The following is a 13,467-nucleotide window of genomic DNA, read 5'->3' as shown; positions in this document are numbered from 1 at the left end:
TGGATAACGGTTGAGACAGATGATAACGATTCTCGTTCAGATTTCAAAATTAATTGTGTTCACCGGAGCGATTGATTTTTACAATGGACCCGTTGTCGATCATAGCGCGGGCCGAACGTCGTACCGGTGAACCCATTTGACAAGGAGAGCACATGTCCGGCCAGCCCAAGGGACCCGCGTCCTATTTTCCCTCGATCGAGCAGAAGTACGGCCATCCCGTCGGCCACTGGTTCGCCCTGTTGGGCGAGCACGGCAGTGGCCTGAAACACATGGAACTGGTGAACTGGCTGAAAAGCGAACATGGCCTCGGCCATGGGCATGCGAATGCCCTCGTGGCCCATCACCTCGCGCAGGCGAAGTAGGGTCAGCGCGGATACAGCGCGCCAAGGACGCGCTCGCCCCGCGCGCCGGTCACCGAAGGCAGGTTGCCGGCCTTGCGGTCATCGAAGCGCCAGGCCAGCCAGGCCCAGCATAGTGCTTCCACGTGGGACGGATCGGCGCCCAGCGCCGCCGTCGTCTCCACTTTCACGCGCTGGCCCAGTTCTTCCGCCAGCATGCGCAGCAGCGTGCCGTTGAAAGCGCCACCGCCGCACACGTACAGCGCATCCGTCTCCGGCGCGTGCGCGTGGATGGCCTGTGCCAGCGATGCGGCCGTCAGCCGCGTCAGCGTGGCGGCGACATCGGCCGGGGCGGCGCTGGAGAAGCCGGCCAGGCGCGCGCGCAGCCAGTCCAGGTGGAACAGGTCGCGGCCGGTACTTTTCGGCGGTGCGAGGGCGAAATAGGGATCGGACAGGAGCACGGCCAGCAGGTGCGGCAATTCCTGGCCGGAGGCGGCCCAGGCACCGTCCGCATCGTAGGGCTTGCCCAGGTGGAGGCGCGTCCACTCGTCGATCAGCACGTTGCCGGGGCCGGTATCGAAGCCGATGACGTGGCCGCCCGCCTGCAGCACGCTGATGTTGCCGATGCCGCCGATGTTGGCCAGCACGCGGGTCTTGCCCTGCGCGCCGAACAGTGCATGGTGCGCGGCCGGCACCAGCGGTGCTCCCTGCCCGCCGGCGGCCACGTCGCGCGAACGGAAATCCACGATCGCATCGATGCCGGTCAGCTCGGCAAGCAAGGCGCCGTTGATGGTCTGGCGCGTGAAACCCAGTTCAGGGCGGTGGCGGATGGTCTGGCCGTGGGCGCCGATCGCGCGCACGTCGGCCGCCTGCATGCCGGACTGTTCCAGCAGCGCCGCCGCGCATGCGGCGTAGACGCGGGCGATGCCGTTGCCGGCAAGTGCTTCACGCTCCAGCTCGTTGTCGCTGGCGGCTTGCAGGGCGCGCAGCTCATCGAGCAGCTCGGGCGGGTAGGGCACGTGATGGGTGGCCATCGTACGGGCGCTGCCGGCCCAGAAGTCGACCAGCACGCCGTCGACGCCGTCGAGGCTGGTGCCCGACATCATTCCAATAAACAAGCTCATCAAGTACCCGCGAAATCAAGTGGACGTTGCGGCATTGTGCCTGATGTGCTTCAGTGTTAGCCAGCTAACGGTCGGGCCCGGAGCGCGGGCGTAAACTGGTTGCACAGTGAGGGAGGATGAAAAACGGCGCCCCTCGGGGCGCCGTCTTTCTACTGCGGGATGTGTCTGCTGGGGTACGTTGCGCTTACTTCTGCGCCAGCGTATCGGTCGGGCTGGCACCCTGCGGACGCAGCAGCGCGAAGCGGTGGGCGATTTCGTTCGACACCGTCTTGAAGCGCGCCATCTCGGCGGCGGTCAGCGGTGCCTGCGTGATGGAGCCCAGCTTGGTCGGATCCTTCGACTGGCCAGCCACGCGGAACTCGTAGTGCAGGTGCGCGCCGGTCGACCAGCCGGTCGAACCCACGTAGCCGATCAGTTCGCCCTGGCGTACTTTCTGGCCCTTCTTCAAGCCCGAAGCAAAGCGGCTCATGTGCGCATACGCGGTGGTGTAGTTGCTCCAGTGCTTCAGCACGACCACGTTGCCGTAGCCATTCTGGGTACCCGCGAAATCGACGACACCATCGCCGGCGGCGCGGATCGGCGTGCCGGTCGGGGCCGCGAAGTCGATGCCCTTGTGGGCTTTCCAGTTGCCGGAAATCGGATGCACGCGCATCGAGAAGCCGGACGAGATACGGGAAAACTCCAGCGGCGACTTCAGGAAGCCTTTCTTCAGCGCCTTGCCATCCAGGCTGTAGTAGCCGCCGCCCTGCTTGCTCACCGGATCTTCATACCACACGGACTGGTGCGTCACGCCACGGGTGGTGAACTCGCCGGCCAGGATACGGCCGGCCTTGACGAATTCGCCATCCTGCCAGAACGTTTCGTAGACCACGTTGAAGCGGTCGCCACGCTTCACGTCGGAGCGGAAGTCGATATTGTTCGAGAACATTTCCAGGATCTGGCGCGTGACGGAATCCGGCAGGCGCGCACCGTCCGCATCGGAATCGGTGGCCGCGAACAGCGTCGTCTTGATTTCACGCGCATGCATTTCCACGCGGCGCTCCAGCTTCACGGGCGATTCCGCCGCGACGAAGCCTTCGCCCTTGCGGGTCACGGCGATATTCTTGACCGGCGTATCCTGGCTGTCGACGACGCTGGCGCGCAGCCACAGCAGCTGGCCGTTGTCGTCCGTCTGCGCCAGCACGCGCTTGCCGCTGCGCAGCTGCATGATGGCCTTGGCGGTCTTGTCCTTCTTGATGAAGGTTTCCGCGGCACTGTCATCGACGCCCAGGCGCTGCAACAGGGTGGCCAGCGTGTCGCCGGCACGGATGCGCTCTTCGCGCACGTATTTTTCCGTGCCGTCCTGGGCTTCGAGTGCGGTGAGCTGGGAAGAGAGGTTCGGAGAGGCGAGATCTTGCGTGACCGTGGTCACCGGCAGGTCGCCGGCATCCGGTGCAAGCGGCGCCACACCTGCGGCGCCGAAGGCGCACAAGGCGAGGGCCACTGCGGACGCGCTGACGATGCGGGCCTTGCGGGTCGAACCTAGCAGATGATACAAGCGCGAGCTTGTGAACTTATGTATAGGGTTCATGCAATCAGTTAAAATTTGCCGCTTGAACTGTTGAATTTTTGCTTTTTTGTTCTAACTTGTTGATTTATTTAGTTTTCGTTGGGCAAGATTGACGGGATCGGGCATTATAACAAACTCCTGCGCTACGCCAACATTTTGAGAAAATTTTCGGATACATGGATACAAACTCCCCGGCGCCAGGCGCTGCTGCTGCCTCTTCAACAACTCCCGCGTTACCCCTGAGCGATACCGTACAAGAAGCCCTGGCCATCGCCAAGAGGGGTGTGGACGAACTGCTGATCGAAAGTGAATTCGCTCAGAAACTTGCTCGTTCCGAAGCCACCGGCGTACCGCTGCGCATCAAGCTGGGCCTGGATCCGACGGCGCCCGACCTGCACCTGGGCCATACCGTGGTGCTGAACAAGATGCGCCAGCTGCAGAACCTGGGCCACCAGGTGATTTTCCTGATCGGCGATTTCACCTCCATGATCGGCGACCCTTCCGGCCGCAATGCCACGCGCCCGCCGCTGACCCGCGAACAGATCGAACTGAACGCCCAGACCTACTTCAAGCAGGCCTCGCTGGTGCTCGATCCCGCCAGGACCGAGATCCGCTACAACTCCGAATGGTGCGACCAGCTGGGCGCGCGCGGCATGATCCAGCTGGCTTCGCGCTACACCGTGGCGCGCATGATGGAACGCGACGATTTCGCCAAGCGCTTCAAGAATGGGACTCCGATCTCGGTCCATGAGTTCCTGTACCCGCTGATGCAGGGCTACGATTCGGTGGCGCTGAAGAGCGACCTGGAGCTGGGCGGCACCGACCAGAAGTTCAACCTGCTGGTCGGCCGCGAGCTGCAGAAGGACTGGGGCCAGGAACCGCAGTGCATCCTGACGATGCCGCTGCTGGAAGGCCTGGACGGCGTCGACAAGATGTCGAAGTCGAAGAACAACTACATCGGCATCACCGAGCCGGCCAATACCATGTTCGCGAAAGTGATGAGCATCTCGGACACGATGATGTGGCGCTACTACGAGCTGCTGTCGTGGCGCTCGCTCGACGACGTGGCGGCACTGAAGAAAGCCATCGAAGGCGGTGCCAACCCGCGCGATGCCAAGGTGGCCATCGCCCAGGAAATCGTCGAGCGCTTCCATTCGCGCCAGGCGGCCGAGGATGCGCTGGCCGACTTCGTCAACCGCTCGAAGGGCGGCATCCCGGACGACATCGCCGAGATCGCCGTCAGCGGTGCGCCGCTGGGCGTGGCGCAATTGCTCAAGCAAACCGGGCTGTGCGCATCGACGTCGGAAGCGATGCGCATGATCGACCAGGGCGGCGTGCGCATCGACGGCACCGTCATCAGCGACAAGGCCCTGAAGGTCGAAGCCGGCACGTTCGTGCTGCAGGTCGGCAAGCGCAAGTTCGCCCGCATCGTCCTGTCGGCATGATCGCTGCATCATGATCGGCTTATTGCAGCGGGTGACGGCGGCGCAGGTCGTCGTCGAGGGCGCCGTCGTCGGTGCCATCGATGCCGGGCTGATGGTGCTGGTCTGCGCCGAGAAGGGCGATACCGAGAAGGAAGCGGAAGCGCTGCTGGGCAAGCTGCTGTCGTACCGGGTCTTTTCCGATGACGCGGGCAAGATGAACCGCAGCGTGACCGACGTGGCCGGCGGTCTGCTGCTGGTGCCGCAGTTCACGCTGGCCGCCGATACCCGCTCGGGTACCCGCCCGTCATTCTCGCCGGCCGCCGCGCCGGCGGACGGCCAGCGCCTGTTCGATCATTTCGTGCGGCAGGCCCGCGCCCGCCATGGCATCGTCGCGACCGGGCAGTTCGGTGCCGACATGAAAGTCACGCTGACCAACGATGGTCCGGTAACCTTCTGGCTCCAGACAGGTCCAAGTAAATAACAATGAACCCAAAGGACGACTTATGAAGCTGTGGAGCGATTCATTCAAGAATGGCGCCGCGATCCCCGCCGAGTTCGCATTCGCGGAACCCGACCCGGCAACGCGCGTGCGCCTGGCGGGCAACCGCAACCCGCACCTGGCGTGGGACGACATCCCGCCCGGCACCGCATCGCTGGTGCTGCTGTGCATCGACGGCGATGCACCCACCGTCGGCACCGACGTCAACCAGGAAGGCCGCACGCTGCCGGTGGAACTGCCGCGCGGCGACTTCTATCACTGGGCACTGGTGGATATTCCACCGTCGCTGTCCAGCCTGCCCGCCGGCTCGCACTCGGCAGGCGTGACGGCGCGCGGCAAGTCCGGGCCCCTGATCGCCAACGGCGGTGATGGCGGCACGCAGCTGCGCCATGGCCTGAACGACTACACCGGCTGGTTCGCCGGCGACCCCGACATGAATGGCCGCTACTTCGGCTATGACGGCCCGTGCCCGCCCTGGAACGACGAGCGGGTACACCACTACATCTTCCGCCTGTATGCGATCGACGTCGCGCAATTGCCCGTCGAGGGCGATTTCACGGCCCAGCAGGCGCTCGCGGCGCTGCACGGCCACATCCTCGACGAGGCACAAATCATCGGCACCTATACCCTGAAAGGCGCGCAAGGCGCATGACGACGGAACTGCTGCTGATCCGCCACGGCGAAACGGCCTGGAATGCCGTGCGCCGGCTGCAGGGCCACCTGGACATCGGCCTGAACGACGCCGGCCGGCGCCAGGCCGCCGCGCTGGCGCGGGCATTGGCCGCCGAACCGCTGGCGGCGATCGTCGCTTCCGACCTGCAGCGCGCCATGCACACGGCCGAGGCCGTTGCTGAGTACCATCACGTGCCGTTCCATACGGACCGTGAACTGCGCGAGCGCGGCTATGGCGTATTCGAAGGCCTGCTGTATACAGAAATCGAGGAACGCTATCCCGATCACTTCGCCGCATGGCAGGGGCGCCACGTGGACTCGGTCATGCCGCACGGCGAGCGCCATGCCGAAAGCTTCCGGCATTTCTACGCGCGGTGCATCGCCGCCATCGGCCGCTGGGCCGGGCAGTATCCCGGCCAGAAGATCGCCATCGTCGCCCATGGCGGCGTGCTGGAATGCGCCTATCGCGCGGCCCGCGAAATGACGCTGGAAAGCCCGCGCGACTTCCAGGTCCGCAACGCCAGCATCAACCGCTTCACCTTCAGCGACGGCAAGCTGGCGCTCACGCACTGGGGCAACGTCGACCACCTGGCCCAGGCGCTGGACGATATCGTCTGAAACATTGCTTCAAAAATGGGGACGGACCCTATTTTCAAGGCAACGTCAATTCCCCAAAAAACGGTGACAGGCTCCAATTAATCGGAAATATTTCCGGAAAAATGGTGACTGTCACCGTTTTTGAGAGCGCATGCATTCACCCCAACAGCGAAGGGCTGGGGTCAGACCCGGCGGGTCTGACCCCGGAACTTGCTTTTGGGGTGGACTTAACTCAACGGCGTTAGACACCGATTAATTTGAAAGTGTTTCCAAATAAATGTTGACTGTCACCGTTTTTGCTGTCAGCGCCCGATCACCTTCACCATCTTCGGTGCCGCAGCGGCGAAGCCGGAAGGGCCGCCGCTGGCGCTCAGGGTGCCGTCCGACTGCTTCCACCGCAGCTTGCCGCTGACCACGCCCTTGCCCTTCTCATAGTCGTACGTCAGCCCGTCATCGTCGTACAGCGTGAACTCGGCATCGCCGGCGCCCGGGTAGACGCGGATCTGCTCGATCGCCTGCTTGCCGGCGGTCGATTGCACGGCGGCGCCCAGTGGCACGATGGAGCCGGCCTTGACGAAGACGGGGATCTGGTCGATCGGCGCGGCCACCTTCACCCACTGCCCGCCGGCCAGCTTTTCATTGGTCCACCAGTTGTACCAGTCGGTACCGGCCGGCAGGTAGACGTTCTTCTCCGTCTGGCCCTGTTCCGTCACCGGCGCCACCAGGAACGCCGGGCCGAACATGTACTGCGTGCCGATATTGGCCACGTTCGGGTCGCTGCCGAAGTCCATCCACAGCGGGCGCATGAACGGCGCGCCGGTATCGTGCGTCATCTTCGCCTGGCTGTAGATGTACGGGATCAGCTGGTAGCGCAGCGCGTTGAACTTGGCCATCACCGCTTCGGCCTGCTTGCCGAACGACCACAGCTCGGCTTCCTTGCGCGAGCCGTGCAGGCGCAGGGTGGGCGTGAACGTGCCGTACTGGAACCAGCGGGTGTGCAGTTCCGGGTAATCGTGGTTCTGGCCGACGACATTGCGCGCGTCCGATGGATCGAGCAGCGGCGCCTTGGTGGCTTCCGTGGTCTGCGGCAGGTTTTGCCAGCCGCCGATGTCGTTGCCCCAGTAGGCGATGCCGGAAGCGGTCATGTTCAGGCCAGCCGGGATCTGGCGCGCCAGCGCTTCCCACGTGGACTTGATGTCGGACGACCAGAACAGCGCGCCGGTGCGCTGCGAACCGAGATACGCGGCACGCGACAGGATCAGCACGCGGCGGTTCGGCTTCCAGGCGCGCATGCCTTCGGCGAAGCCTTCCACGTGCACCAGCGGATACAGGTTGCGGTAGCGGTCGCCCGTGCCGATCGAATAACGGAAGCCGTCCGGCACCAGGTCCGGTTCGGTCTCATCGAGCCACGGGTAATCGAAGCCGCGCGACAGCACGTTGTCGCGCACCTTTTCAAAGAACCACTTGCGGGCCGCCGGGTTGGTGGAGTCGATCAGGCCGCCGGTGCGGTCGGAACGGAACGGCAAGCCATCCTGTGTCTTGCCATCCTTGTCCTTCAGCAGGTAGCCCTTGGCGTCCAGCTCGTTGAAGTAGCGGCCCGCCGTCTCGAACCTGGGCCACACCGAGATGATCGACTGCATGCCCATGTCGTGCAGCTGCTTGTTCATGCCTTCCGGGTCGGGGAACTGCGCCGGATCGATGTCGAGCTGGCCCATCCGCGTCCAGTAGAACCAGTCGACCACCATGATGTCGAGCGGATAGCGTTTTTCACGGTAAGTCTTGGCAATGCGCAGCACCTGGTCCTGGCTGTCGTAGCGGGCTTTCGACTGGATCAGGCCGAACGCGGCCTTCGGCGGGATCGGCGTCTTGCCCGTCAGCCGGGCATAGCCGGAATACAGTTCGTCGGCATTCTTGCCGGTGATGATGAAGAAGCTGACCCGCTCGCCCACATTGGACTGGAAGCGCGTGCTGCCCAGTACCCCGGCGCTGAAGCGCGTGGCCGACGGGTTATCCCACACGATGCCATAGCCTTTCGACGACACCATGAACGGCACGCACACGGTTTCGCCACCCGGCGCGTCGTACCAGTGCTTGCAGTCGAGCGTGCGGCCGCGCAGGTCCAGGCCGGACAGCGATTCCTGGTTCTGGCCCATGCCGTAGTAATGCTCGTCGGCGGGCGCGTGGAACTCGGCGCCGACCTGGTAGGTCTTTTCCTCGTTGACGGTTTGCGGCGACATTTCCCAGCCCGTCATCTTCAGGATCTGCTGCCCCTGCGCGTTGCGCACTTCCAGCCCCACCGGGGCCAGCGACGGCGCGAAGTACTTCTGGCTCTGCGTCGGGATCGACGGCACGGCGGCCGGATTGATGCGCAGCGTCATGCCGTTCGACGTGAACGTGTCGCCGTCGGCGGCGGGGCGGTGCTGGAACGCCTTGTTGTCGGCATGCTGGGCGATGATCCCGTAACCCGGGCCCTTCAGCACTTCGGCCTTGTCCACCGCGATCGTCACGTGCACGATATTCGGGCCGTAGGCCTCGACCGAGACAAAGGCGCCGTTGCGGTCGAGCGTCGCCAGCGGGGCGGCAGCGGCGGTACCGGCCGCGCCGCCGGCAAGCACGAAGGCGGCGGCAATGGCCGAGGCCAGCCGGGTGGGGGCGGTGCCGGCGGGGCGGCGCGCGGTGAAGGGCATCATCGTCATTTCCTTGCTCATCTCCATGATCGTTTTTGTTAGCTAACACGCCATTGTTAGCGCTATCGTGATGATCGGGGAGCATTGGCCTTATGTCAACCATGCAGCGGGATCGCTTGCAATGGCACGCCTGTCCGAAAAATTTCTTCCCGTAACCCATTGTTTCATAACCGGAAAGCTGCACACTTGGCTGTTTCATACAGATTCGTGCGTATTAAATGAGCAGCGCTTGGGTTAGAATTGCGGGTTCCTCCGGCAAGTCTCCTTTGATACCCAAGTGCAAATCGGTCCCTATCAGCTGCGCAATAACGTGTTCGTCGCCCCGATGGCGGGCGTCACCGACAGGCCGTTCCGCCAACTCTGCAAGGAGCTCGGCGCCGGCTATGCCGTTTCCGAGATGGCGGCGGCGAACCCGCGCGTGTGGGTCAGCGAGAAAAGCTCGCGGCGCACGGACCACGCCGGCGAGATGGAACCGAAGGCGGTGCAGATCGCCGGCTCCGATCCGCAGGAACTGGCCGACTGCGCCAAGTTCAATGTCGACAAGGGTGCCCAGGTCATCGACATCAACATGGGCTGCCCCGTGAAAAAGGTGTGCAACAACTGGTGCGGCTCGGCGCTGCTGCAGTTCGAGGACCTGGTGGAAAAGATCCTGCATGCCGTGGTCGGCGCGGTGGACGTGCCCGTCACGCTGAAATTCCGCACCGGCTGGAACCGCGACAACAAGAATGCGCTGAACATCGCGCGCATCGCGGAAGAGGCCGGCATCCAGATGCTGACGCTGCATGGCCGCACCCGCGCCGATGGCTACACGGGCGACGCGGAATACGACACCATCGCCGCCGTCAAGGCTTCCGTCAGGATTCCGGTGGTCGCCAATGGCGACATCACCACACCCGAGAAAGCCCGCTTCGTGCTGGAAAAGACCGGCGCCGATGCGGTGATGGTCGGCCGCGCCGCCCAGGGCCGCCCATGGATCTTCCGTGAAATCGACCATTACCTGCGCACCGGCACGCACCTGCCGCCGCCGCTGGTGGCCGAAGTGCGCAAGCTGATGGACGAACACCTGCGCGCCCACTACGCCTTCTATGGCGAATACCTGGGCGTGCGCACCGCGCGCAAGCATATCGGCTGGTATGTGCGCGACCTCCCGGGCGGGGAGGATTTCCGCCAGGAGATGAACCGCCTCGAGTCCACCACCGACCAACTGCGCGCCGTGGACAGCTTCTTCGAATCCCAGTGGAAGCATGGCGAGCGGTTACAATACCGCCTCGCCGAAAACATGCTGGCCGCCTGACTTGGCGCCAGATCGGCAACTTATTTCGTTAAATAGAAGAACATGAGCAAAGAAAGTATCCAGGAAGTTGTCACGAAGAGCCTCGAAGAGTATTTCAACGACCTGGGCGAACAGCAACCGTCGAACATCTACGACATGGTCGTGATGACTGTCGAACGGCCGATCCTGCAAGTAGTGATGCACCGCGCCGACGGCAACCAGTCGCACGCCGCGCAAATGCTGGGCATCAACCGCAATACGCTGCGCAAGAAATTGCAGGAGCACGGCCTGCTGTAAGGCTTCTGTCCGGCCTCTTGGAGTGGCTGCGACGGCCACGTGTGCCGGCGACTGCTCGATAACAAGAATTTTCAACCTGGACTACAGCCATGATCAAACAAGCTCTCCTCTCCGTTTCCGACAAGACCGGCGTTCTGGATTTCGCGCGGGCCCTGTCGGCGATGGGCGTCAACCTCCTGTCCACCGGCGGTACCGCCAAGCTGTTGCAGGAAAACGGCCTGGCCGTGACCGAAGTCGCCGACTACACCGGCTTCCCGGAAATGCTGGATGGCCGCGTGAAGACGCTGCACCCGAAAGTCCACGGTGGCATCCTGGCCCGCCGCGACTTCCCGGAGCACATGGCCAAGCTGGATGAGCATGGCATTCCCACCATCGACATGGTGGTCGTCAACCTGTACCCGTTCCAGGCCACGGTGGCCAAGGACGACTGCACGCTGGACGACGCGATCGAGAACATCGACATCGGCGGCCCGGCCATGCTGCGCTCGGCGGCCAAGAACCACAAGGACGTGGTGGTGATCTGCGACCCGTCCGACTATGGCCAGATCCTGGCCGAGATGAAGACCACGGACAATTCGCCCGGCTACATCAGCTACGAAACCCGCTTCAACCTGGCGAAGAAAGTCTACGCGCACACCGCCGCCTACGACGGCGCGATCACCAACTACCTGTCCAGCCTGGGCCCGGACCGTTCGCACGCCAACCGCGGCGCCTACCCGCAAACGCTGAACGTGGCCTTTGAAAAAGTGCAGGACATGCGCTACGGCGAAAACCCGCACCAGGGCGCCGCGTTCTACCGCGACACGAAGGCCGTGCCGGGCGCGCTGGCCAACTACCGCCAGCTGCAGGGCAAGGAACTGTCGTTCAACAACATCGCCGACGCCGACGCGGCCTGGGAATGCGTGAAGAGCTTCACGGGCATGGACCAGCCGGCGGCCTGCGTGATCGTCAAGCACGCCAACCCGTGCGGCGTGGCGCTGGGCGGCTCGGCCGTGGAAGCCTACAGCCGCGCGCTGCAGACCGACCCCACCTCGGCATTCGGCGGCATCATCGCCTTCAACGTGCCGGTCGACGCCGCGGCCGCCACCGAGCTGGCCAAGCTGTTCGTCGAAGTGCTGATCGCGCCATCGTTCACCGATGAAGCGAAGCAGATCATGTCGGCCAAGCAGAACGTGCGGTTGCTGGAAATCGCCCTTGGCTCCGGCGTGAACACCTTCGACTTCAAGCGCGTCGGCGGCGGCCTGCTGGTGCAGTCGGCCGATTCGAAGAACGTGCTGCTGGCCGATACCCGCGTGGTGACGAAGAAGCAGCCGACCCCGCAGCAGCTGGTCGACCTGATGTTCGCATGGAAGGTGGCGAAGTTCGTGAAGTCGAACGCCATCGTCTTCTGCGGCAACAACATGACCCTGGGCGTGGGCGCCGGCCAGATGAGCCGCATCGATTCCGCGCGCATCGCCTCGATCAAGGCCCAGAACGCCGGGCTGGCGCTGGCCGGTTCCGTGGTCGCCTCCGACGCGTTCTTCCCGTTCCGCGACGGCCTGGACGTGGTGGTGGACGCCGGCGCGACCTGCGTGATCCAGCCGGGCGGCTCGATGCGCGACCAGGAAGTGATCGATGCCGCCGACGAGCGTGGCGTTGTCATGCTGTACACCGGCACGCGCCACTTCCGCCACTGATCGCTGCGAATACAAAGGGGCAGGTTCGCCCGGTTGAACCCCAAAGCAAAACCTGGGGTCAGACCCGGCGGGTCTGACCCCGGCTTCTGCCTTGGGGTACAAGAAATTTGCCAGCAGGCCGACTCCTGCACCCTATTGCGCCCGCCTAGCGGGCGCTTTGTTTCCTGCATATAATCCCCAGATGATCATTCTCGGCATCGACCCTGGCCTGCGTACCACCGGCTTCGGCGTCATCCACAAGCAGGGTACGAAGCTGCGCTACATCGCCTCCGGCACCATCAAGAGCGGCGAAGGGGATTTGCCCACGCGCCTGAAGGTCATCCTCGACGGTGTCATGGAGCTCACGGCCACTTACCAGCCGGACTGCGCCGCCATCGAGCAGGTGTATGTCAACGTGAATCCCCAATCCACCTTGCTGCTGGGCCAGGCGCGCGGCGCGGCCATCTGCGGCCTCGTGAGCGGGGCGCTGTCGGTGGCGGAGTATTCGCCCACCCAGATCAAGCAAGCCGTCACCGGCTCGGGCAGGGCGGTCAAGGAACAGATGCAGCTGATGGTGGCGCGCCTGCTGGCACTGCCGGGGCTGCCCGGCACCGATGCGGCCGACGCGCTCGGCGTCGCCATCTGCCATGCCAATTCGCACGACACGCTGGCGGCCATCGCCGCCACCGGAATGACCCAACTGCATATGAAGCGCGGCCGCCTGGTCGGCTAAACTTCTTCCATCTTAAAAATTCCAAGGCTGCGCCATGATCGGACGTCTCTCCGGTGTTCTGCTTGAAAAAAATCCGCCCCAGTTGCTGGTCGACGTGGGCGGGGTCGGCTACGAAATCGACGTACCGATGAGCACCTTCTACAACCTGCCGCACACGGGCGAGCGAGTGACCCTGTTCACCCATCTCACCGTGCGCGAGGATGCCCACCTGCTGTACGGCTTCGGCCATGCGGAAGAACGGGTCGTGTTCCGGCAGCTCATCAAGATCAGCGGCATCGGTGCGCGCATGGCGCTGGCCATCCTGTCCGGCATGTCGATCGCCGACCTGTCGCAGGCCGTCACCCGCCAGGAAGCGGGCCGCCTGGTCAAGATTCCCGGCATCGGCAAGAAAACCGCCGAGCGCCTGCTGCTGGAACTGAAGGGCAAGCTGGGCGCGGACCTCGGTGCCGTCGGCGGCGTTGCCGCGGTGCCGGACGCGCAAACCGATATCCTGAATGCGCTGATCGCGCTCGGCTACTCGGACAAGGAAGCGCTGCTGGCGCTGAAGACCGTGCCGGCCGGCGCCTCGGTGTCGGACGGCATCAAGCAGGCGCTGAAGGCGCTGTCGAAAGGTTAAGAG

Annotated in this window: 13 protein-coding genes; 10 read left to right on the top strand and 3 right to left on the bottom strand. The window is 64.0% G+C overall.

The window, feature by feature from the left end:
- The first annotated feature begins 152 nt into the window (after positions 1–152).
- On the top strand, positions 153–362 hold the full coding sequence (locus EYF70_RS24465) for a DUF4287 domain-containing protein (protein ID WP_131147730.1): 210 nt from the start codon (positions 153–155) through the stop codon (positions 360–362).
- A gap of 2 nt (positions 363–364) precedes the next feature.
- Here the strand turns inward: EYF70_RS24465 and EYF70_RS24460 are convergent, their stop codons facing one another.
- Both EYF70_RS24460 and EYF70_RS24455 read right to left on the bottom strand, forming a co-directional pair.
- Positions 365–1,462, bottom strand: coding sequence for an anhydro-N-acetylmuramic acid kinase (locus EYF70_RS24460; RefSeq protein WP_131147729.1), 1,098 nt, complete (start codon positions 1,460–1,462; stop codon positions 365–367).
- A 184-nt stretch (positions 1,463–1,646) separates the two neighbouring features.
- Positions 1,647–3,032, bottom strand: coding sequence for a M23 family metallopeptidase (locus EYF70_RS24455; RefSeq protein WP_131147728.1), 1,386 nt, complete (start codon positions 3,030–3,032; stop codon positions 1,647–1,649).
- Positions 3,033–3,187: 155 nt separating this feature from the next.
- Here EYF70_RS24455 and tyrS point away from each other — a divergent pair, with 155 nt between their 5' ends.
- Genes tyrS through EYF70_RS24435 form a run of 4 tightly spaced genes read left to right on the top strand, consistent with a single transcriptional unit; the run spans position 3,188 to position 6,224 of the window.
- On the top strand, positions 3,188–4,456 hold the full coding sequence (gene tyrS, locus EYF70_RS24450) for a tyrosine--tRNA ligase (protein ID WP_131147727.1): 1,269 nt from the start codon (positions 3,188–3,190) through the stop codon (positions 4,454–4,456).
- A gap of 10 nt (positions 4,457–4,466) precedes the next feature.
- Entirely contained in the window at positions 4,467–4,916 is a 450-nt protein-coding gene (gene dtd, locus EYF70_RS24445; protein ID WP_131147726.1) for a D-aminoacyl-tRNA deacylase, read from the top strand.
- Between the two features lie 22 nt (positions 4,917–4,938).
- Positions 4,939–5,586 carry a YbhB/YbcL family Raf kinase inhibitor-like protein gene (locus EYF70_RS24440; RefSeq protein WP_131147725.1) on the top strand — a complete coding sequence of 216 codons (648 nt, stop codon included), beginning with the start codon at positions 4,939–4,941 and terminating at the stop codon, positions 5,584–5,586.
- Positions 5,583–6,224 carry a histidine phosphatase family protein gene (locus EYF70_RS24435; protein ID WP_131147724.1) on the top strand — a complete coding sequence of 214 codons (642 nt, stop codon included), beginning with the start codon at positions 5,583–5,585 and terminating at the stop codon, positions 6,222–6,224. The genes EYF70_RS24440 and EYF70_RS24435 overlap by 4 nt, the downstream gene beginning before the upstream one ends.
- A gap of 281 nt (positions 6,225–6,505) precedes the next feature.
- Here the strand turns inward: EYF70_RS24435 and EYF70_RS24430 are convergent, their stop codons facing one another.
- Positions 6,506–8,893, bottom strand: coding sequence for a glycoside hydrolase family 31 protein (locus EYF70_RS24430; RefSeq protein WP_229420538.1), 2,388 nt, complete (start codon positions 8,891–8,893; stop codon positions 6,506–6,508).
- Between the two features lie 274 nt (positions 8,894–9,167).
- Here EYF70_RS24430 and dusB point away from each other — a divergent pair, with 274 nt between their 5' ends.
- The 5 genes from dusB (at position 9,168) to ruvA (ending at position 13,464) form a co-directional block, all read left to right on the top strand.
- Complete coding sequence (gene dusB, locus EYF70_RS24425) at positions 9,168–10,184, top strand: tRNA dihydrouridine synthase DusB (RefSeq protein WP_131147722.1); 1,017 nt, start codon at positions 9,168–9,170, stop codon at positions 10,182–10,184.
- A 42-nt stretch (positions 10,185–10,226) separates the two neighbouring features.
- Positions 10,227–10,460: a helix-turn-helix domain-containing protein gene (locus EYF70_RS24420; protein WP_131147721.1), complete on the top strand. Its 234-nt coding sequence runs from the start codon at positions 10,227–10,229 to the stop codon at positions 10,458–10,460.
- 89 nt (positions 10,461–10,549) lie between these two features.
- Complete coding sequence (purH, locus tag EYF70_RS24415) at positions 10,550–12,136, top strand: bifunctional phosphoribosylaminoimidazolecarboxamide formyltransferase/IMP cyclohydrolase (protein ID WP_131147720.1); 1,587 nt, start codon at positions 10,550–10,552, stop codon at positions 12,134–12,136.
- 181 nt (positions 12,137–12,317) lie between these two features.
- Complete coding sequence (ruvC, locus tag EYF70_RS24410) at positions 12,318–12,848, top strand: crossover junction endodeoxyribonuclease RuvC (protein ID WP_131147719.1); 531 nt, start codon at positions 12,318–12,320, stop codon at positions 12,846–12,848.
- Between the two features lie 34 nt (positions 12,849–12,882).
- On the top strand, positions 12,883–13,464 hold the full coding sequence (gene ruvA, locus EYF70_RS24405; RefSeq protein ID WP_131147718.1) for a Holliday junction branch migration protein RuvA: 582 nt from the start codon (positions 12,883–12,885) through the stop codon (positions 13,462–13,464).
- Positions 13,465–13,467: the final 3 nt, after the last annotated feature.

This window comes from Pseudoduganella albidiflava, from assembly GCF_004322755.1.
Lineage (GTDB): Bacteria > Pseudomonadota > Gammaproteobacteria > Burkholderiales > Burkholderiaceae_D > Rugamonas > Rugamonas albidiflava.
The sequence above is the reverse complement of the archived record's forward strand: the minus strand, read 5'-3'. Positions and strand labels throughout refer to the sequence as shown.

What these genes read in the sequence shown, in the direction of transcription:
- tyrS (WP_131147727.1), top strand. Translation starts at nt 3,188, where the DNA reads ATGGATACAAACTCCCCGGCGCCAGGCGCTGCTGCTGCCTCTTCAACA.
- EYF70_RS24440 (WP_131147725.1), top strand. Translation starts at nt 4,939, where the DNA reads ATGAAGCTGTGGAGCGATTCATTCAAGAATGGCGCCGCGATCCCCGCC.
- EYF70_RS24420 (WP_131147721.1), top strand. Translation starts at nt 10,227, where the DNA reads ATGAGCAAAGAAAGTATCCAGGAAGTTGTCACGAAGAGCCTCGAAGAG.
- ruvC (WP_131147719.1), top strand. Translation starts at nt 12,318, where the DNA reads ATGATCATTCTCGGCATCGACCCTGGCCTGCGTACCACCGGCTTCGGC.
- EYF70_RS24465 (WP_131147730.1), top strand. Translation starts at nt 153, where the DNA reads ATGTCCGGCCAGCCCAAGGGACCCGCGTCCTATTTTCCCTCGATCGAG.
- ruvA (WP_131147718.1), top strand. Translation starts at nt 12,883, where the DNA reads ATGATCGGACGTCTCTCCGGTGTTCTGCTTGAAAAAAATCCGCCCCAG.
- purH (WP_131147720.1), top strand. Translation starts at nt 10,550, where the DNA reads ATGATCAAACAAGCTCTCCTCTCCGTTTCCGACAAGACCGGCGTTCTG.
- EYF70_RS24460 (WP_131147729.1), bottom strand. Translation starts at nt 1,462, where the DNA reads ATGAGCTTGTTTATTGGAATGATGTCGGGCACCAGCCTCGACGGCGTC.
- EYF70_RS24455 (WP_131147728.1), bottom strand. Translation starts at nt 3,032, where the DNA reads ATGAACCCTATACATAAGTTCACAAGCTCGCGCTTGTATCATCTGCTA.
- EYF70_RS24435 (WP_131147724.1), top strand. Translation starts at nt 5,583, where the DNA reads ATGACGACGGAACTGCTGCTGATCCGCCACGGCGAAACGGCCTGGAAT.
- EYF70_RS24430 (WP_229420538.1), bottom strand. Translation starts at nt 8,893, where the DNA reads ATGATGCCCTTCACCGCGCGCCGCCCCGCCGGCACCGCCCCCACCCGG.
- dtd (WP_131147726.1), top strand. Translation starts at nt 4,467, where the DNA reads ATGATCGGCTTATTGCAGCGGGTGACGGCGGCGCAGGTCGTCGTCGAG.